Source organism: Burkholderia sp. AU19243 (assembly GCF_018148075.1).
GTDB classification, from domain to species: Bacteria; Pseudomonadota; Gammaproteobacteria; order Burkholderiales; family Burkholderiaceae; genus Burkholderia; species Burkholderia latens_A.
Genome location: NZ_JAGSTV010000002.1, coordinates 24104 through 41874 on the forward strand (window position 1 = coordinate 24104; position 17771 = coordinate 41874).

Genomic DNA, 17771 nt, shown 5'->3' on the forward strand with positions numbered 1-17771 from the left:
TGCTTCGTTCAATTTCTGTCGCCCGTTGTTGCGACCACCGATGTTCCCGGCCGGCACTGATGGCGATCGCGATTGACGCGTCCTTTCGCTGCGCGTTCCGCCTTGTTCCTTCGCTGCGAGATTGCGCGCGTACGGCTCCGCGCATCGCGTATCTCCTGCATGTCCCGATCACGGTAGAACTCGCCATTGAAGATCGAAACCGCACGCTTGACGTTGCGTCGCTGGCGACCGGACGATGCCGGTGGGCTGGCTTCGATGCATGCGGATCCCGATGTGACCGCGTGGCTCGCGCGCGGGCCGATGTCCGTCGATGAGGCGGAAGCCGCCATCGCGCGCTTCGAAGCGCATTTCGATGCGAACGGTTTCGGTGTATGGGCGATCGAGCGTCGTGCCGATGGTGCACTGATCGGCCTCTGCGGTTTGTCGCGCGAAGTTCGCGACGAGCACCCGATGGCGCCGTGCATTGAGATCATATGGCGTCTGGCGCGCGCATCGTGGGGGCATGGCTACGCGAGCGAAGCGGCCGCCGCTGCACTGGCCGACGGATTCGACCGGCTCGAGCTCGGCGAGATCTTCGCGTGGACGGCCGCAGCGAATTCGAGATCCCTAAAGGTTGCGCAGCGGCTCGGAATGGCGCGGCAGCCGACGCGCGATTTCGATCATCCCGCGCTGCCGCAGGGACATGCGTTGCGACACCATGTCGTGTTCGTCACGCGCACAACGTGCGTTCATCTCGACGGCCGCGTCAGCACGTAACAGCACGGGCGTGCCCGTCCCCTCAGCGCCACTCCGCGTTCTGCAGGACGATCCCGGCAACGGTCCGCGTCCTTGAACGTCCATCCTGTCACGATTTGATCGATGTCTCGCGCGAGAAGCCCTCCGCGGCGGCGCGTGCGTATGTCGCATCGGATGCTGGGCGATCGGGCGGAGAGCCGATAGGTTGAACGCGTCGCAGCGCATGCATTCGGCTCTGTCGAGATGCGCGACGGGTTGGGGTAATGCCGACACCGGCTGCGCGCGAGCCGTTCGTCGATGAGACATCGCGGGAGCGAGGCCGCCCGTGCGAGGAGCGAAAGACAGCAGGGCTTCGATGCAGCCCTAATTAATCACGCAGGCAAGAAAAAGCCCGCTACTGGAGCGGGCTGAATCCATGTTTGGAGACATGGAGGAGACGGATGTAACTTTAAGGGAAAACCCGAGGGCTGGCAAGCCCTAGTTGTAATTGTGCAACGCAACGCAACCCGCGCCGTACCCGACAAAGGCGGGAACCAACATGCCAGCCGCCGCCGTCGCTTTCACATTCCGCTCGCTCGCGCGTGTGCGGCGAGCGCACCGAACCGCTCCTGCGCGACCGGTACCGCGTACTTGTCGCGCATTTCCGTCTCGATCCACGCGCAGGCCTCGCGCGCGCAGTCGGTGAGCGCGTGCCGCGCCGCGTGTCCGTCGATGTCGTAGACGAAACGCACGCCGACCTCGTCATCGGCCACTTGCCGCTGCAGCTGGTTGAGCTGTAATTGCGGCCCGTGTTGCTGCGACAGTGCGCGCAGCTCGTCGAAGTGATATTCGAGCCAGTCGGCAAAGAACAGCGCATCGCTGTGGCAGCGTAGACGGAACGCCGCACTGCGCGACGGACGCGGCGCGTCGCCGGCAGACGGTTGCGCGCCAGTCGATGCGACGATCGCATCGAATGGCGCGAGCGGCTGACGGATCCGCCGGTACGGCTCGCGTTCGCGCAGCGCGTGCCACAGCAACTCGTCGCCGGCTGCGCCCGACGGCTGCATCGTCAGATCGTGCCGGCCGTCACCTACGGGGGCGACGTCGCGGATCACGAGACGCAGCGAGCAGAGCGGCTCGTCGGCTGCAAGCAGCGTGGCCGCGCGCGGCAGCCCGCACACGAGCGGCGCGGCGCCGGCCGCGCGGAACACGAGCCCGCGGCGATCGAGCCGCACGAGCGGCAGCGGCCGCGGATACAACGGGTACGCAACCGCGATGCGGGCGCCGACGGCGCTCGTCAACCCGGGCATCATCGCGCGAAAGACCTGAGACTGGTCCACGGTATTTCTCCTTCGTTACGATGCCGCCCGGCCGGACTACGCGCGTTCCGGCTCAGGCAGCGATGGCTTCCCGGGAGGCCCGTCCCGGCTCGATTCCAAGTGCAGCAAACGTTTGCGGATCGATGTCGATCCAGCACGCGACCACCAGACGACCGTCCACCTGCTTCGGCGGCCCTGCGCGGTGCGCGTGCACACCGATCCGGCGGAACAGCCGCTCCATGCTCGCGAACGTCACGCCGATCAGCTGCCGCGCACCCAGCTGCGCCGCGCATTCGACGACGGCGGCGAGCATCGGGCGGACGGCCCACTCGGCGTTTCCCGCACCGTTTTCGTCGCCGGTTGCCGCAAACCGCGACAGTTCCCACACGGCAGCCGATTCCGGCAGCGCGACGTCTTCGGCGATCAGATCGGCGAACAGCGACTTCAGCAGATACGGACGCGTGGTCGGCAACAGGCGCGCACACCCGCACATGTCGCCACTGGCGTTTCGTGCGAACACGTAGACGGTATCGTCGCGATCGAACTGATCGCGCTCGAAGCTTTCGTTCGCCGACGGAAGCGCCCACCCGAGCTGTTCGACGAATACACGGCGCCGATAGCGCCCTAGATCCGCTGCAAGTTCGTACGGCAACCGCCCTTCCTCGTGAACGAAGGTCCGCATGGTGTCCTCGGATCGATACTTTGGTATGCACGCATTACATCGCGCGTCCCGAGGCGGCGGTAACTGGTAACTCTTACAGGGTGACGCATCGGTCGATGCGATTTGACCGGTGGTAACGGTTTCTTGATCGGTGGGATTGAAATACGGGCGGGTTTTGCTTATAAAGACCGCCAGTCTTGCGGAAATGTCAGACGAAACTGCGCCCGATTGTCACTGGAGCGTCGGACCGGCATGATAGGCATCGTCGCGGCCCAGAAGCGACGACGCGACTGCCGCCGGCCAGTCCACACAGCCGAGCCGCTCGATGAGCGCGGCAGCGGTGCGGAACATGCCGAGATCGGCGCCCGAGGTGTCGACGGCCATGATGTTGCTGCGGACGTCGCCGCCCGCGATCACGAACGCGCCCGTCGCGCGCTCGAGATACCAGTCCCAGCCGACCGTCACGTATGCGACGCCGGCACTGGCAGGACGGTGCCATTCGGTGTACCCGGCCAGGCGCGCGTCGATGGCGCTGTCGCGCAGTTCCCCGAGCAGCGATGCATCGAGGCCGCTGGCGACATGGTCGAGCGCGAGCGCGGCCAGTGCGCTTTCGGAAAGGCGCACGTAGCCGTCCGGAGACGGGCCGCGGACCGGATGCAACAAAGGTGAAGTCATGCGCGGAATGTATCAGCCCCCAACCGGTGCTGGCACCTGACAGGTATGACAGCGTGACGTTGTCGGAGAAAGAATGGAATTGCGCTGGCAGGATGCCTACCAACAGTTCAGTGCCGCGGAAGACGAGCAGCAGCTCTTCCAGCGGATCGCCGCCTATTCTAAACGCCTGGGCTTCGAATATTGCTGTTACGGTATTCGCGTGCCGCTGCCCGTGTCGAAGCCGGCGGTCGCGATCTTCAATACCTATCCGAACGGCTGGATGGAGCACTATCAGGCGCAGAACTATATCGAGATCGACTCGACGGTTCGCGACGGCGCACTGAGCACCAACATGATCGTCTGGCCGGACGTCGACCGGATCGATCCATGCCCACTGTGGCGGGACGCGCACGACTACGGGCTGTCGGTGGGCGTCGCTCAGTCGAGCTGGGCGGCGCGCGGCGCGTTCGGCTTGCTGAGCATCGCGCGTCATGCCGACCGGCTCACGCCGGCCGAGATCAACATGCTGACGCTGCAGACGAACTGGCTCGCGAACCTGTCGCATTCGCTGATGAGCCGCTTCATGGTGCCGAAGCTGTCGCCCGAGGCGGGCGTCACGCTGACCGCGCGCGAGCGCGAGGTGCTGTGCTGGACGGCCGAAGGAAAGACCGCGTGCGAAATCGGCCAGATCCTCAGCATCTCGGAGCGTACGGTCAACTTCCACGTGAACAACATCCTCGAGAAGCTCGCGGCGACCAACAAGGTGCAGGCGGTGGTCAAGGCGATCTCGGCCGGGCTCATCGACACGCCCTGACGCGCGGCCGGATGCGGCGGGCCGGCCGCCGCCGCCGCTCACTCCATCATCGGCTCGGCTTCCTTGGCGGTCCAGCTCACGCTGGAAATGCTCTTCTCCATGCTCATCCGGCTCGCAATCTGCTCAAGTTTCTGCTGATCCTTCGGATGCAGCTTGAGCGTCGCGGTCACCTTCAGCCGGTCGGGCTGCTCCGGCACGTCCTCGCTCGTCAGGCTTTGGAACGACAACGGTTTCGCGTACATCGAGTTCGACAGCAGCGTGCGGATGTGCACTTCGTCGGCGGCCAGGCAGATCACGGTGATCTGGTATTCGCGCACGAGATCGGCGTTCGACACGGGGGTCGCGTTGATCGCCTGGCTGACGCCGCGCAGCACCGTGTTGGTGAGCAGCACGACGCCCGTGCCGGCGAGCGCCGGCACGTAATGGCCGGACCCGGCCAGCACGCCGACGGCGGCCGAGCACCACAGCGTCGCGGCCGTGTTGATGCCCTGGATCGAGCCCTTGTCGCGCATGATCACGCCGCCGCCCAGAAAGCCCACGCCGGATACGACGTACGCGGCGATCTGCGTGACGCCGGCCACGCCGTTGCCCGTCAGCACGCCGAGCGTGACGAACAGGCACGCGCCGCTTGCGACGAGCGTGATGGTGCGCAAGCCCGCCGTGCGTTGCCGCATCTGGCGTTCGAGGCCGATCGCGACGCCACAGGCGAACGCGGTGAAAAGACGGAGTGCGAAATCGAGAGTCATGGGTGTCCTGCCGTGCAAGGCGCGGATGCCGGCCCGCGTCGCGGCCGCACGAGGTCGCGCGCGGCACGAGGGCCGTCATCGCGCGGTACTGTAGCGCGCGAATGCGTCATTCAGTGTGAAACGGGCGGCGTGCGGGCTCGCGTGACGCGAGCCGCGGCAGGAGAACTGCGGCGGACAGGCGTTCAGGCGGCAAGCGGCGCACGCAACGAAGTGCTGCAACTGTCCACGATGGTTCCTGATAGAAGAATGCGCGGCATTCTAGTAGGCCGCCCGCGCGGGCGTCAACCCATCCGGCGGGCGGCCGCGAACGGCCGGTGCGGCACGGCGAAGGTTACTGCGACGTGCCGATCGTCCCCGTGGCAAGCGCGAGTGCCGCGGCGGCCGACAGCGCGCCCGCGTAGCTGTCGACTTCCGCGTTGCGGGCCGCCAGCAGCTGGCTTTGCGCGATCGTCGCATCGGTCACCGAGCCGACGCCGTTGCGATATGCGGTGAGCGCCGCGTCGTAGCTCGTCTGCGCAGCATCGACGAGCGCCTTCGCCGCGTCGTGCGACGCAAGGCTCGTCTGCACCGCGTTCTGCGCGGCGACGACCTGGCGCACCGCTTCCTCCTTGGTCCGCGTGAGGCGCGCGGACGCGCTCTCCGCATCGTTGCGCGCCTGCATCAGCACGGCCGAGCGCAGGCCGCCGTCGTACAACGGGATCGTCACGCCGACGAACACGCTACTGCCGTAGCGGCTGCCGTTCAGGTTCACGGTCGCCGCCTGGTCGCCGATCGCGGGCAGCGCGGTGATCGCCGTGCCGCCGCTGGCATAGGACGTCGACGCCGACAGGAAAATCTTCGGCATGAACGCGGCTTGCGCGGCCTTGATCTTCGCGCGGTTGGCTTGCTCGAGCGCATACGCGCCCTGCAGGTCCGGGCGGCGCGCGATCGCGTCGGACACGATCGCGTCCACCGATGAAGCGAGCGCAGGCGGCAGCGGGCGCTTGGGCAACTCGGCGATCGACGGCTTCGACAGTGGCGAGATGCCGAGTGCGGAGACGAGCGCGAGGTAGCCGTCGCTTTCCGCGCCGTTCGCTTGCACGAGCGCGAGATTCGCCTGCGCGCGATTCTGCGTCGCCTGCGCGAGTTCGACGACGGTGCCGACGCCTTGCCTGAGCCGAGCGCGAGACGCGGCGAGGATCGCGTCCGCGTTCGCCAGGCCCTGCCGCGCGCTGGCCGCGCGCGAGCGGGCGGCTTCGTACCGGTAATACGCGACGGTCACGTCGTGAATCACCTGCTGGTGCACGGCCGTGAATGCGACATTCGACGCGACCGACGCCTGCTCGGCGGCCTCGACGCGCGCCGCGCGGCCACCGAAATCGAACAGCAGCCATTGCAGCGACAGCGCCGAGATCGTGCCGTGCACGGTCGTGTTGCTCGACGAGTCGCCGAGGATCGTCGACGTGGAGCCGTGCTTCGCCTGATATCCACCCATCGCGGTCGCGGACAGGTTCGGCAGATACGCGGTCTTCGCGATGCCGACCGCGAGCGCCGCGTTGCGCGCGTCGTTCCAGGCGATGCGGGTCAGCGGATTCGTCGATTCGGCGAGATCGATCAGCTCGGGCAGCGTATACGAATGCGTGGCATCGAGTGCGGCGGGCGGCGGCACCGACGCGAGCGCGGGCGAGGCCGGCAACGTGTAGTCGTGCGGCGTGCGCTGCGCGGACGCAAGCGGCGGGGCCGGCACGATGTCGCCGGCGGCCGACGTTTGCGGCTGCCATGGACGGTCGGGCGCCTCGGGCGCGAGGTCGACCGAGGACGTGGCGCAACCGGTCAGCGCGATCGCGGTTGCAAGCGCGGCGGCGGCGATCGGCGCGGCCGGCGTTTCAGGGACGCGCATGAGGGGCAGGCTCCATCGGTGTGGCTTGACGCGCGGCTTCGGCAATGTGCGCGAGCCGCGTGTCGATCAGGTTCAGCAGCGCGTCGCGTGCAGGATCGGCGGAGGTGGCGACCGGCACGGTCGCTGCGCGTTCCGGCGCCGAAGCGGCATCGCCAACGGGGGCGCCTTCGCGCGGTTCGACCACGCGCGCGAGCCGTGCATCGATCGCCGCATCGCCCGGCGTGCGTTCGGCGAGCAGGAACAGCGGGCCTTCGAGCGCGCCGAGTTCCGCAAGTGCGCGCCGCCGGGTCGCGAGCCACGTGGCGGCCGGGCGGACCCACGACGGTTCGTAATGGATCAGCCCGAGTTCCTGCGCGATCGCGCCGTGACGCGCAAAGGCTTCCGCCGCGAGCGTGCGGCGTTCGGCGGGCTGCGCGACCTGCACGATACGGCGCCACTGGTCGCGCAGCGCGGCGAGTGCGACGTCGATCTGCTTGCCGATGCTGACGGGCCAGATGCGTGTGAACACGAGATACACGACGATGTTGCCGAGCAGGATGCCGATTGTGCGATCGCGCGCGAGCGTCAGGTCGAAGCCCGGGCCCGCGCCCTGGATCACGCACAGGAAGAATGCGAATGCGACCTGGAAGCCCGCATACGCGATGCGCGGCGAACCGAATGCAATCCACGCGGACAGCCAGGCGCCGGCGAATACGAGCGCCATCAGCTCGCCGATCGACGACAGTGCCGGCACGACGAACACGAGCGCCGCGGTGCCGATCAGCGCGCCGACGATGCAGCCGGCGATCCGCAGCGTGAGCTTCTCGACCGTCTCGGCCGTCGAGCCGAGCGACACCATGTAGCAGGTGATGAAGCAGGTGTGGATGCCGGACCAGTCGAGCTGCGAATACAGCAGGTAGCAGAACATCGCCGCGACGGTCGTCTTCAGCGCGTAGCGGATGTGGTCGGGATTGGTGCTGGCGTCCGGCAGGAAGAAGCCGCCGCGCGGCGCGGGCGCTGCGGCGGGCGCCTTCGCCGGCGAAGCCGATGCATCGGTCGAGGCCGCGGCCGGTGCAGCCGATGTCGCGGGCAGCGGCAGCGGCGGTGGCGGCTCGGCAAAATGCGTGATGGCCGCGTGCAGATCGGTCGCGACGACGCGCGCGAGCGGCGCCAGCGTATCGGTCGGCGGCAATGCGAGCGTGACGTCGACCGGATAGCCGCCTTGCTCGAAGATGCCGGCCATCTCGTCGAGTGTCGCCGCGGCCGGTTCCGCGAATGCGGCGGGCAGGCGTGCGTCCGGCTCGCGGTCGGCGAGCGCAACCGCCACGAGCAACGCGGTGCTCGATGCGATCGCGTGTCGCAGCGCGGGCGCGCCGGTGGCCGGCGTCGATCCTTCGAGCGTCGACAGCTTCAGCCACGTGAGCATCTGCTTGTCGCCTTCGCGCAGGCTCGCGTCGAAGGCCGCGCGTGCGTCGTCGTCGCCGCGTAGCCGCCGCGCGGCGAGCCGCAGCCGTGTCGCGAGCTGCGCGAGTGCGAGCTTGCGCGGCGACGGCGCGATCAACAGGTTGACGACGATCGCGACGCCGACCGGAATCGCGACCATCAGCCACGCGTAGAGCAGCGCGCGCGTCGCGGCTTCGCCGACCGGCGCGAGGCCGAGCTGGTCGAGCCCGAAGCCGACGATCATCGCGAGGATCGCGCCGATCGGGCGCAGCTTGCTGGCCGACGTCAGATACAGCAGCGCGACCGACAGCACGGCCATGCATGCGACGCGCAGCACCGAGTAGTCGATGCTGAAGATCGCGACGCCGACCACGAGCGCGATCACGAGCGTGACGAGCAGCAGCATCGCGGCCGCCAGCACGACGCTCGTCACGCGATCGGCGCGATTCAGGAAGAACACGACGTAGGCGGAGATCGCGGCTTCCGGCGTGCCGTAGCCGCTCGTCACGAGCACGACGAGCGCGCAGATCAGCGCGACCCGAACGGCCATCGCGGCGCGGCCCCGAAACGGCGCGAGCAGTCGCAGCACTTCGCGCGGGCCGGGCGCGCGGACCTCAGCGGCAGGCTGAGCCATGCCGGACCTCGACGATCGCGCTCGCGCCGACTCGCACGAGCTTGCCGTCGGGTTCGTCGAGCTTCACGCGCACCGGGAAGCGCTGCGCGACGTGCACCCAGTTCACGGAGTTCTGCACGATCGGCAGCGCGCGCGGCAGATTGATGCGCGCGCTGTCCGCGATGCCGGCGCCGATGCCGACGACCTTGCCCGTCAGCGGACGGCTTCGGTCGATCATCGAATAGACCGTCGCGCAGTCGCCGACCGCGATTCGGTTCAACGACGTTTCGCGGAAATTGCCGACGGCGAACCATTCGCTCGCATCGATCAGCGTGAAGATCGACTGGTTCGGCGCGAGCGTCTCGCCCGCGAGCACGGTCAGGCCCGTCACGAGCCCGTCGTGCGGCGCGCGCACGACCGTATCGTCGAGCGCGTGCTGCGCGCGGGCGAGCGCGGCTTCGCGTGCATGGAGCGTGGCGATCGCGTCGGCGTCGTCGCCGATTGTCTGCGCGGATGCGCGCTGCTGTTCCTGCGCCTGCGCGAGCGACACGGCCGCGTCGCGCTGCCGGACCTTCGCCTGGTCGAACTGCTGCGCGCTGACGTAGCCTTGCGCCGCGAGCGGCGCGAGCCGGTTCACGTCGCGCGTCGCGAGGTCATAGTTTTGCGAGGCACGCTTGACCTGCTCGGCGGCCACGGCCGCGTTCGAGCGCTCGCCGATCAGCGACCGGCGGCGCGTGTCGAGCGACGCGCGTGCGAGCTCGAGATCGGCCTGCGCCTGCGCGACCGTCAGCCGGTACGGCACCGGGTCGATTTCATACAGCAAGTCGCCTTTCGCGACGCGCTGGTTTTCGTGGACCGCGAGCCGCACGATGCGTCCGCCGACGGGCGACGCGACGTGCACGACGTCGGCGTCGATCGACGCGTCGTCGGTGGACGGGTAGGCCGTCGTGCGGTGGTATGCGTACGCGAGCGCGGCGATGCCGAGCGCGACGATCGCCAGCGCGATCACGCGGCCTTTCGTGGAGGGGCGGGCGATGCCGGCGGCCTTCATGCGAACGGCCCCGTGCCGGCGAGCCACACGATCACGGCGACCACGAGGCCGATCGCGGTGCAGACGGCGAGCTGGTAGGGGACGGTGGCGGCCCAGCCGGTCGCGACGAACACGCGGTGCGCGACGATCGCGCCGATGATGCCGACGATCGCGCTGACGAGCCAGAGCGGGAAATACGCGCCGAACAGGACGTACGACGGTGCGCCGCGCGACGCGCAGCCTGCGAGCGGCAGGGCTGGCGCCAGTGTGGCGGCGACACGCATGAGCGCGCGCGACGTTGTTTTTCTCATGTGTGACGAGCTCGACGTTGGAGGTGAATGCCGGGCGCGGCGCAATGCGGTCCGTCGCCGCGACGACGATTCCGCGATACGGAGCCGATCATAAAACAGCGCGATGCGGATCGCCAGCGATGCCCCGCGTGCAGGCGGCTCGCATCGGGCGCGCGGCCGGCGCCTCGGGATGGTCGGTGACGATCGCGATTCTGCCAGCGCCTGCGGTCGCAGAGTTGCCGTCTGCATGCAAAAAATCGTCAGATGAAACCGGGTCGACGCCATTTGCGTGCCGACGCAACGGGAATCGGCGAGTCGAATGCCGGATTGCAGCGCAAACGCGGATGAATCCGCATTCCGGCCGCGCAGTGCGTTTGCCGCGGCCGCGATCCGTCGTGCCGCCCGGTATCTGTGTACCATCGTGCGAATAGCGCGACGCGTGACGGAAACTGACGCACGGTTTCGTCCGATGCGCGGCGCGGAAGCGGTAGCGGTACCGCAACGAGGATGAACGTTCCATGCGAAGTTTCTTTGTCCGCTTCATTGCGATCGGCGTGCTGTTCCACTTGTACGTCGGGCTGCGGATCATTCCCGACGCCTTCGCGTCGCCGCTCGCGCGCACGCTCGCGGCGCTCGTGCTGGCGAGCTTCGTCGTGCTGATTCCGGTCGGCATGTTCTCGCGCCGCTTCGACGAAGGCTGGGCCGCGACGCTGGCCGGCTGGGCCGGCTCGCTCGCGATGGGTTTTTTTTCGTCGCTGCTGGTGCTGACGTTCCTGCGCGATCTGGTGCTGCTCGGCGTCGTTGCATGGCGGCATCTGGGGCATGACGGCGCCTGGAGCGGCGCGGCATCCGACACGGCACTCGGTGTGCTGGCGGGCGCGGTGCTGGTCAGCGCGATCGGATTCGTCGGCGCGCGCCGCACGGCGGCGGTCAAGCGCGTGTCGATTCCGGTCGACGGACTGCCGGCCGCGCTCGACGGGCTGACGATCGTGCAACTGTCGGACATTCACGTCGGGCCAACGATCAAGCGGCCTTATATCGAACGGATCGTGCGCACGGTCAACGCGCTCGACGCCGATCTCGTCGTCGTGACGGGCGACGTGGTCGACGGCCCGGTGAAGCGGCTGCGCGAGCACACGGCGCCGCTTGGCCGCATGCAGTCGCGGCACGGCAGCTTCCTCGTGACGGGCAACCACGAGTACTACGCCGGCGCGCATGCATGGATCGACGAGTTCCGGCGGATCGGATTGAAGGTGTTGCTCAACGAGCATGTGCTGATCGAGCACGACGACGCGCGCGCGGTGCTCGCGGGCGTCACGGATTTCACGGCGGGCGGATTCGATCCCGCGCATCGCAGCGACCCCGAGCAGGCGCTGGCGGGCGCGCCGCACGACGTCGCCACGAAGATCCTGCTCGCGCACCAGCCGCGCAGCGCGGAAGCGGCAAGCCGCGCCGGTTTCACGGTCCAGCTGTCCGGCCATACGCACGGCGGCCAGTTTCTGCCGTGGCCGCCGTTCGTGCGCCTGCAACAGCCGGTGATCGGCGGGCTGAGCCGGTTCGGCGCGATGTGGCTCTACACCAGCCGCGGCACCGGCTACTGGGGGCCGCCGAACCGTTTCGGCGTGCCGTCCGAAATCACGCTGATCCGGCTGGCACGCGGCCGCTAGCGCGCGTCAGACGATGCGCGCGATATCGTCGAAATCGAAGCGCGGGCTGCGCGGGAACAGGCCTGCCGGATCGCCGTAGCCGAGATTCACGAGGAAGTTGGTTCGGATCGCGGTGCCCGCGAAGAATTCGGCGTCGACCTTTGCGGCATCGAAGCCCGACATCGGGCCCGCGTCGAGGCCGAGCGCGCGGGCCGCGAGGATCAGGTACGCGCCCTGCAGCGACGAATTGCGGAACGCCGTGGCTTCGATCAGCGCGTCGTTGCCGGCGAACCAGCTGCGTGCGTCGGCGTGCGGGAACAGGCGCGGCAGGTGCTCGTGGAATGCGAAGTCCATGCCCACGATCACGGTGACGGGCGCGGCCATCGTCTTCGCGAGATTGCCTTCGGACAACGCCGGTTTCAGGCGCGCCTTCGCTTCCGGCGACTTGACGAACACGAAGCGCGCGGGGCTCGCGTTCGCCGACGTCGGGCCGAATTTCGTGAGGTCGATCAACCGGTGCAGCAGCGCGTCGTCGACGGGTTTGTCCTGCCATGCGTTGTGGGTGCGTGCGGTGAGGAACAGCTGGTCGAGGGCGGAATCGGAGAGGGTCATGGTGGGTCCGTGAAGAAATCGGCCGGGTCGTGCCAGCCGGCATTGCGGAACAACGCGGCGCCCTGGATAAGGGCGCGTTGCGATACGCCGCGATGATAGCGTGGCGCGCGAAAACGCACCGGCCTCGCGATCGGCGATTCGGGGCGCCCGGGCGCTCGGGCGTGTGACGCGACGGAATGACAGCGCATGGCGGCGCGCGTCGCCGTTGGCTACCATGCAGACATGGTTCATCCGTCTCGTTGACTCTTGCCCGATTCCGACATGTCGACGCCCGATCTTTTCGCCGATACGCCCGCGCCCGACGTGGACTGGTACCCGGGCTGGCTCGCGCCGGCCGAGGCCGATCGTATGCTGGCCGCGCTGATCGACGAGGTTGCGTGGCGGCAGGACACGATCCGAACGCCGCGCGGGCGCATTCCGCTTCCTCGGCTCACAGCGTGGCAAGGCGAGCCGGACGCCGTCTACGTGTATTCGGGAATCCGCAACGTGCCCGCGCCGTGGACGCCGGCCGTGCTCGACCTTAAGCGTGCGGTCGAGGCGACCTGCGACGCGCGTTTCAACAGCGTGCTGCTCAATCGTTATCGCAACGGGCAGGACAGCCTCGGCTGGCATGCGGACAACGAGCCGGAGCTCGGCGACGCGCCGGTGATCGCGTCCGTGAGCCTAGGCGCGATGCGCGTGTTCGACTTGCGTCATCGCGCCACCGGCGTCGTGCACGCGTACCGGTTGACGCACGGCAGCCTGCTGGTGATGCGCGGCCGTACGCAGGCTGAGTGGCAGCACCGCGTGCCCAAGGCGCCGGCGGTGCAGGGCGAGCGGATCAACCTGACTTTTCGGCGAGTAATGACGGGGGAGGCGGCGCGCTAGCCGCGCCGGCCGGGAGGCTCGCCTCTCCCGGTGGCGCGCCCCGTTTTTCATCCGATCCGCTGAAGCGCTCGTCCATGCGGCACGTTGACGCACAGGGCCTGCGCACGCCGGGGGAATCGGCGGCGAGGCCCGCGCCACAAGGGTTTCAGTTGGATTTCATCGACTACCCGGTTCTGATAGGCAGGTGTAAGCCCTGATGGTGCGTCGCAACAACCATTGACTAAACTGTCGAATGGCTGAAACGCGCCGCGAACCGGCGCATCTTTTCGACATGCACGACGCGTTGCCGATGCGACGCGTAGCGCAGGAGCATAATTCTTGACCGTACTGGACTCATCCCTCGAACCCTCGCTGCACGTCTTCGAACAAGACGGCGCATGGCAATGGGCGCTGACGGTGAAGCGGGTGTCCGGCGTCGGTGTGAAAGTCGTCGCATTCAGCACGGACGGCTTCCCCGCCGAAGCCGACGCGCATGCCGCCGGCCAGCTTGCTCGTGCCGAGTATGACGACGCCGTGACGGCCTGACGTCGCGCCGCGCCGACCCCGTGAGCGGATCGGCGTGATCGTCCGTTCCCGGCCGTTTTTCTTCTTCCTTTCCGTTTTTCTCCGTTTCCCCGGCTTCGCGGTCGCGCACTGCGTGATGCACCGGCGTGGCCGCGCCATGCGTCGATCACGACAAATGGTCCGTACCTTCCGAAAGCACTTGCCCTACGCGCAGCTTAACGTGCATGCGCGGCGTCCGCCGTGCCGGCGATGCGCGATGCATCGGGCGGCCGGCGCGCGGCGAACGGCGACGACTCATCGACAAGAGCGCAGGTCATGTGCGACGACAGAATCGACCTTCACCGCGCCGCACCGGCGCCGCTACGGGATTCACGCTGATCGAGGTGCTGATCGCGCTGGCGATTGTCCGAGCGATAGATGCGTGTTCCAGAATATCCTCGATCTCGGTTTCTGCGGCCGATATCGCCATGAAAGCGGCGGCCGACAGCGCTTGCAACACATTCGCGCGTGCGTGCATGACGCGGTGGTGACGGGCGGCCTGTGCTTCGATCCGGTCGCCGAAACGGTACGCACGCGGGCGCGGGCGGTCGATCCGTGGGTGCGGCCGGTACGTGTGCGTCGGTCGCGGCTGCGAATCGTCGGAGGACTCGTCGCTGCGTTGCTGGCGGGGGCCGCCGGCTATGCCGCTGTGGATCATTGGGTCCGCGCGGAGCGCGTCCGTCCGCCGGTGTCGTCGCTCGATCTGCTGGCCACCAGTCTTTCCGCACGCCTTCGCGACGACATCGCGGCCGGCAACGTCGAGTTGATCGGCGGTACCGGCCGACGCGCGTTGACGCTTCGGCTCGGCAGCATGTTCGGGCCCGGCGATGCGGCGGTGGCGCCGTGGGCCGCGTCCATCGTGGCGGCCGTCGGCAGGGAAATAGCAGTGTCGGGCCTGACTCGAACCTCCTCGTCACCGGATACACGGATAGCGTGAAGGCCGGCCCGGCGCGCCCCGGTTTCAATCAGGCGCTTTCTGAAGCGCGCGCCCGGCAAGTTGCGCAAATCCTCGTCGCAGCCGGGGTGCCTGCGCAGCATATCGGTGTGGTGGGAAAGAGCGACGCCGATCCGCTGGCGGACAACGGTACGCCCGACGGACGCGCGAGGAATCGCAGAGTCGAAGTGACCGTCTCGGATTGATACACGACGTCCGGTGCCCGGTGCGCGGCGGCGCGGCATGACGGAGGGCCGTGCCGCAGATGTCGTGGCCGGGCATGTTCCGGTGGGCAGCTCCGTCTATCGCTGCTATCCTTCCAATCGCGCCAGGCTATTCCGTCGGTGCATTGTGCCGGCCACATCCGCCGGATCCTGTTGATCCTGCCCGGTCGAAATTCGATAATCAATCATCGCTGGTACCTCGTGAACGATTTCTTTCCGTCCATGCGCACATGGCCAAGACAACGATGAGCGGCGCATCGAAACCACCGGCGAAGCCGGCAAGTGCGCCGCTCGCGACAGCGGGCGACGACGCCGACCACGACGCGCCGAAGCACGGCGCGGCCGACGACGAATCGTCGGGCGGCGGGTCGTCGTATCTGGTTCCGGGTCTCGAGCGCGGGCTGCGGATCCTCGCCGAATTCTCCGCGCGCGAGCCGGTGCTCGGCGCGCCGGAATTGTCCAAGCGCATCGGCATCCCGCGCACGACCACATTCCGTCTGCTGCAGACGCTCGAGGCGCTCGGCTTTCTCGAGCGCGTAAACGGCGACCGTTATTTCCGGCTCGGCGTCGGCGTGCTGCGGCTCGGTTTCGAATACCTGAACTCGCTCGAACTGACTGACCTCGGCACGCCGGTGCTCGAACGGCTGCGCGACGCGACTGGCCTGTCGACGCATCTGCTGATTCGCGACCAGCGCGATGTCGTGTTCGTCGCAAAGGCGCAGAGCAACACGTCGATGTTCGGCTCGGTGAAGGTGCACGTCGGTACGCGGTTGCCCGCGCATGCGACCGTGCACGGCCACGTGCTGATGGGCGATCTCACGCGTGACGCGCTGCGTCAGCTGTATCCGGAGAAGCGGCTCGAACAGTTCACCGAGCGCACGCCGGGAACGGTCGACGAACTGTACGAGCGCGTGCGTCAGTACGCGCGGCTCGGCTACGCGGTCAGCGAGGCTGCGTTCGAGAGCGGCATCTCGGCCGTGACCGCGCCGGTGCGCGACCATTCGGGCGCGATCGTCGCGGCGATTACCGCGACGGTGCCGCGCTCCGAGATCGGCGAGGCGGGCGAGAAGGAGCGGCTCGTCGAAGCGGTGTGCGGCGCGGCGGTCGACCTGTCGCAACGGCTGAACTACCGGCCGCTCGAAAGCGATCCGACGTTCGCGCACGCGCGGCACCGCGTCGCGATGTTCTGATCGGTCGAACAAGCGGCGTCGCGCGGTTTCGCCAATCGCCTGTAGTCCATCGTCAAAGACAAAAGAGCGGCCCGCGGGCTGCTCTTTTCGTTTCCTGCATCGGATGGGTGCGACCGGCGCCGCTCAGAACGAGTGGTGAATGCCGGTCAGCACGATCACCTGATTCGACGTGCTCGACGTGCCGGCGGTGAAGAACGCGGCTTTCGCGCCGCCCGAACCGTGCTCGTACAGCACGTTCGCATAAAGCTGCGTGCGCTTCGACAGCGCGTAGATGTCGCCCAGCTCGACCTGCGTCCAGCGGCGGCCGGCCAGCGTCGTCGTCGCCGCGCCGCCCGCGATCGTATTGAACGCACTGCTGCGGTAGTTCACGCCCGCGTCGTAGCTCTGGAACGTGTCGGAGAACCCGTTCGACTGCATCTTCACGCGCGTGTACAGGCCATGCACGAGGAAGTCGCCGATCTGGTACGACGCGCCCGCGCCGATGTTCTCGACCTTGTTCGCGAGATAGCCGTTCGCAGTGTTTTGCCCCTGGAACGACGTGATGCCCGTCTGGCCGATCAGGATCGCGCGGTCGTGCTCGTTCGAGTAGACGGCCGCCGCCTTGAACGGTCCGTTCGCATAGTTCAGCGCGACGCCGACCGACTTGCCGGTCGAGAAGTTCGTCGTGTTGCCGAGCGCCATCGTTGCCGCGGCCGAGAAGCCCGCGACATTCGGCGAACGGTACTTGACCGCGTTGTTGTACGGCACGTTTCCGGTCGCGGCGAGCCCGTCGATGTTGCCGGGGTGGAACGCATACCAGCTCAGCGCGAGGTACGCGGTGCTGAGCGGATCGAGGTAGTCGAACGTGAGCGGCGTCTGGCGTCCGAGCGTCAGCGTGCCGTAGCGGTCGGAACTCAGACCGACGTAGGCGGCGCGGTTCCAGATGGTGTTCGCGGTCGCGAACTGGCCGTTGTTCGTATAGAAGCCGTTTTCGAGCTGGAAGATCGCAGACAGGCCGCCGCCGAGATCTTCCTTGCCCTTCAGACCCCACCGGTCGGGCTGTGTATTGCCCTGGATCATCGCCCACTTCGCATGGCCGCCGACGTTGTTCACGTACGCGATGCCGGCATCCAGGCTCCCGTACAGCACCACGCTGCTCTGCGCCCAAGCGCCCGACAGGGCGCCCATTCCGATCACTGCTGCTGCTACCGCTTGCTTGACCATTTGATCTCCTGACTCTCCAAACCTGATGAAAAACGCGTCGTGGCGGCGGGCGCGGGGACGGCCGGCCGTCGCGCGATCTTCACCACCGGCGGGCATTTTTGTGTTCCATATAAGGAACAGTGTGCCTCTGATGGAATGGAGTATAGAGGCGTTGCACCGAGTATCAAAAATAAATTTATCGGGCCGGATGAGGGTTCGGGCAATCCCCGATGCGATACGTGGTATCGCGCAGCGCAGACATAAATGCCCGTCAACAAACAAAAAATTCGACTTGTTGCGGGGCGGGTGCGCAATTGCCGCCCGGGCAGTCGGTGTTTTCCCTAGGACCTGCAGCTTTTTGTTTTACTCGCGGAAAGTCACTCCTATAATCACCATCCATAAACTGCTGTTCCGGATATGGAACAAATCCG

The 17771-nt window shown here is 67.4% G+C and carries 20 protein-coding genes; 9 read left to right on the plus strand and 11 right to left on the minus strand.

Going from position 1 to position 17771, the window contains the following annotated elements; all coding sequences use genetic code 11:
* The first annotated feature begins 186 nt into the window (after positions 1 to 186).
* Positions 187 to 756 (plus strand): GNAT family N-acetyltransferase, encoded by a 570-nt coding sequence (locus tag KDW55_RS03550; protein WP_212161219.1) that lies wholly within the window; start codon positions 187 to 189, stop codon positions 754 to 756.
* Between the two features lie 539 nt (positions 757 to 1295).
* Here the strand turns inward: KDW55_RS03550 and KDW55_RS03555 are convergent.
* The 3 genes from KDW55_RS03555 to KDW55_RS03565 all read right to left on the minus strand — a co-directional run bounded on the left by KDW55_RS03555 (position 1296) and on the right by KDW55_RS03565 (position 3369).
* On the minus strand, positions 1296 to 2054 hold the full coding sequence (locus KDW55_RS03555) for a hypothetical protein (protein WP_212161218.1): 759 nt from the start codon (positions 2052 to 2054) through the stop codon (positions 1296 to 1298).
* A 52-nt stretch (positions 2055 to 2106) separates the two neighbouring features.
* Positions 2107 to 2715, minus strand: coding sequence for an acyl-homoserine-lactone synthase (locus KDW55_RS03560; protein WP_059547352.1), 609 nt, complete (start codon positions 2713 to 2715; stop codon positions 2107 to 2109).
* 210 nt (positions 2716 to 2925) lie between these two features.
* Positions 2926 to 3369, minus strand: a complete 444-nt coding sequence (locus tag KDW55_RS03565; RefSeq protein WP_212161216.1) for a DUF4902 domain-containing protein — start codon at positions 3367 to 3369, stop codon at positions 2926 to 2928.
* Between the two features lie 73 nt (positions 3370 to 3442).
* Here KDW55_RS03565 and KDW55_RS03570 point away from each other — a divergent pair, with 73 nt between their 5' ends.
* A complete protein-coding gene (locus KDW55_RS03570) occupies positions 3443 to 4162 on the plus strand; it encodes an autoinducer binding domain-containing protein (RefSeq protein WP_212161215.1) in 720 nt (239 codons plus the stop codon).
* Between the two features lie 38 nt (positions 4163 to 4200).
* On the opposite strand, the gene KDW55_RS03575 is transcribed toward KDW55_RS03570, so the two are convergent.
* From KDW55_RS03575 to KDW55_RS03600, 6 genes are all read right to left on the minus strand, one after another.
* A complete protein-coding gene (locus KDW55_RS03575; protein ID WP_040140256.1) occupies positions 4201 to 4908 on the minus strand; it encodes an MgtC/SapB family protein in 708 nt (235 codons plus the stop codon).
* Between the two features lie 331 nt (positions 4909 to 5239).
* Positions 5240 to 6787: a TolC family protein gene (locus tag KDW55_RS03580; RefSeq protein ID WP_212161214.1), complete on the minus strand. Its 1548-nt coding sequence runs from the start codon at positions 6785 to 6787 to the stop codon at positions 5240 to 5242.
* On the minus strand, positions 6774 to 8843 hold the full coding sequence (locus KDW55_RS03585) for an FUSC family protein (protein ID WP_212161212.1): 2070 nt from the start codon (positions 8841 to 8843) through the stop codon (positions 6774 to 6776). The genes KDW55_RS03580 and KDW55_RS03585 overlap by 14 nt, the downstream gene beginning before the upstream one ends.
* Positions 8824 to 9873 (minus strand): multidrug transporter subunit MdtN, encoded by a 1050-nt coding sequence (mdtN, locus tag KDW55_RS03590; protein ID WP_040140251.1) that lies wholly within the window; start codon positions 9871 to 9873, stop codon positions 8824 to 8826. Before mdtN ends, KDW55_RS03585 begins: the two co-directional genes overlap by 20 nt.
* Entirely contained in the window at positions 9870 to 10163 is a 294-nt protein-coding gene (locus tag KDW55_RS03595; RefSeq protein ID WP_212161211.1) for a hypothetical protein, read from the minus strand. The genes mdtN and KDW55_RS03595 overlap by 4 nt, the downstream gene beginning before the upstream one ends.
* Before the next feature lie 88 nt (positions 10164 to 10251).
* A complete protein-coding gene (locus tag KDW55_RS03600; RefSeq protein ID WP_156789102.1) occupies positions 10252 to 10662 on the minus strand; it encodes a hypothetical protein in 411 nt (136 codons plus the stop codon).
* Between KDW55_RS03600 and KDW55_RS03605 the strand changes: the two genes are divergently transcribed.
* Positions 10661 to 11809 carry a metallophosphoesterase gene (locus tag KDW55_RS03605; RefSeq protein ID WP_212161210.1) on the plus strand — a complete coding sequence of 383 codons (1149 nt, stop codon included), beginning with the start codon at positions 10661 to 10663 and terminating at the stop codon, positions 11807 to 11809. The genes KDW55_RS03600 and KDW55_RS03605 overlap by 2 nt on opposite strands.
* Positions 11810 to 11815: 6 nt before the next feature.
* On the opposite strand, the gene KDW55_RS03610 is transcribed toward KDW55_RS03605, so the two are convergent.
* Positions 11816 to 12400, minus strand: coding sequence for a malonic semialdehyde reductase (locus KDW55_RS03610; RefSeq protein ID WP_059774236.1), 585 nt, complete (start codon positions 12398 to 12400; stop codon positions 11816 to 11818).
* A 261-nt stretch (positions 12401 to 12661) separates the two neighbouring features.
* On the opposite strand from KDW55_RS03610, the gene KDW55_RS03615 reads away from it, so the two are divergent.
* From KDW55_RS03615 to KDW55_RS03635, 6 genes are all read left to right on the plus strand, one after another.
* Entirely contained in the window at positions 12662 to 13267 is a 606-nt protein-coding gene (locus KDW55_RS03615) for an alpha-ketoglutarate-dependent dioxygenase AlkB (protein WP_059547338.1), read from the plus strand.
* A gap of 318 nt (positions 13268 to 13585) precedes the next feature.
* On the plus strand, positions 13586 to 13792 hold the full coding sequence (locus KDW55_RS03620) for a hypothetical protein (protein ID WP_040140242.1): 207 nt from the start codon (positions 13586 to 13588) through the stop codon (positions 13790 to 13792).
* 203 nt (positions 13793 to 13995) lie between these two features.
* On the plus strand, positions 13996 to 14301 hold the full coding sequence (locus KDW55_RS03625; protein WP_249181309.1) for a prepilin-type N-terminal cleavage/methylation domain-containing protein: 306 nt from the start codon (positions 13996 to 13998) through the stop codon (positions 14299 to 14301).
* Positions 14193 to 14747 (plus strand): DotU family type IV/VI secretion system protein, encoded by a 555-nt coding sequence (locus KDW55_RS29700; protein ID WP_349252588.1) that lies wholly within the window; start codon positions 14193 to 14195, stop codon positions 14745 to 14747. Before KDW55_RS03625 ends, KDW55_RS29700 begins: the two co-directional genes overlap by 109 nt.
* On the plus strand, positions 14744 to 14950 hold the full coding sequence (locus KDW55_RS29705; protein ID WP_212161232.1) for an OmpA family protein: 207 nt from the start codon (positions 14744 to 14746) through the stop codon (positions 14948 to 14950). Before KDW55_RS29700 ends, KDW55_RS29705 begins: the two co-directional genes overlap by 4 nt.
* A gap of 248 nt (positions 14951 to 15198) precedes the next feature.
* Positions 15199 to 16158, plus strand: coding sequence for an IclR family transcriptional regulator (locus tag KDW55_RS03635; RefSeq protein ID WP_040140241.1), 960 nt, complete (start codon positions 15199 to 15201; stop codon positions 16156 to 16158).
* Positions 16159 to 16281: 123 nt separating this feature from the next.
* Here KDW55_RS03635 and KDW55_RS03640 read toward each other — a convergent pair whose 3' ends face one another.
* Positions 16282 to 17361: a porin gene (locus tag KDW55_RS03640; RefSeq protein ID WP_059547336.1), complete on the minus strand. Its 1080-nt coding sequence runs from the start codon at positions 17359 to 17361 to the stop codon at positions 16282 to 16284.
* Between the last annotated feature and the right edge of the window lie 410 nt (positions 17362 to 17771).

Bases quoted from the DNA above. Each gene is read 5' to 3' on its own strand.
- KDW55_RS03560 (WP_059547352.1), bottom strand. From the start codon at position 2,715: ATGCGGACCTTCGTTCACGAGGAAGGGCGGTTGCCGTACGAACTTGCA.
- KDW55_RS03565 (WP_212161216.1), bottom strand. From the start codon at position 3,369: ATGACTTCACCTTTGTTGCATCCGGTCCGCGGCCCGTCTCCGGACGGC.
- KDW55_RS03570 (WP_212161215.1), top strand. From the start codon at position 3,443: ATGGAATTGCGCTGGCAGGATGCCTACCAACAGTTCAGTGCCGCGGAA.
- KDW55_RS03575 (WP_040140256.1), bottom strand. From the start codon at position 4,908: ATGACTCTCGATTTCGCACTCCGTCTTTTCACCGCGTTCGCCTGTGGC.
- KDW55_RS03580 (WP_212161214.1), bottom strand. From the start codon at position 6,787: ATGCGCGTCCCTGAAACGCCGGCCGCGCCGATCGCCGCCGCCGCGCTT.
- KDW55_RS03585 (WP_212161212.1), bottom strand. From the start codon at position 8,843: ATGGCTCAGCCTGCCGCTGAGGTCCGCGCGCCCGGCCCGCGCGAAGTG.
- mdtN (WP_040140251.1), bottom strand. From the start codon at position 9,873: ATGAAGGCCGCCGGCATCGCCCGCCCCTCCACGAAAGGCCGCGTGATC.
- KDW55_RS03595 (WP_212161211.1), bottom strand. From the start codon at position 10,163: ATGAGAAAAACAACGTCGCGCGCGCTCATGCGTGTCGCCGCCACACTG.
- KDW55_RS03605 (WP_212161210.1), top strand. From the start codon at position 10,661: ATGCGAAGTTTCTTTGTCCGCTTCATTGCGATCGGCGTGCTGTTCCAC.
- KDW55_RS03600 (WP_156789102.1), bottom strand. From the start codon at position 10,662: ATGGAACGTTCATCCTCGTTGCGGTACCGCTACCGCTTCCGCGCCGCG.
- KDW55_RS03610 (WP_059774236.1), bottom strand. From the start codon at position 12,400: ATGACCCTCTCCGATTCCGCCCTCGACCAGCTGTTCCTCACCGCACGC.
- KDW55_RS03615 (WP_059547338.1), top strand. From the start codon at position 12,662: ATGTCGACGCCCGATCTTTTCGCCGATACGCCCGCGCCCGACGTGGAC.
- KDW55_RS03625 (WP_249181309.1), top strand. From the start codon at position 13,996: ATGCGCGGCGTCCGCCGTGCCGGCGATGCGCGATGCATCGGGCGGCCG.
- KDW55_RS03635 (WP_040140241.1), top strand. From the start codon at position 15,199: ATGGCCAAGACAACGATGAGCGGCGCATCGAAACCACCGGCGAAGCCG.
- KDW55_RS03640 (WP_059547336.1), bottom strand. From the start codon at position 17,361: ATGGTCAAGCAAGCGGTAGCAGCAGCAGTGATCGGAATGGGCGCCCTG.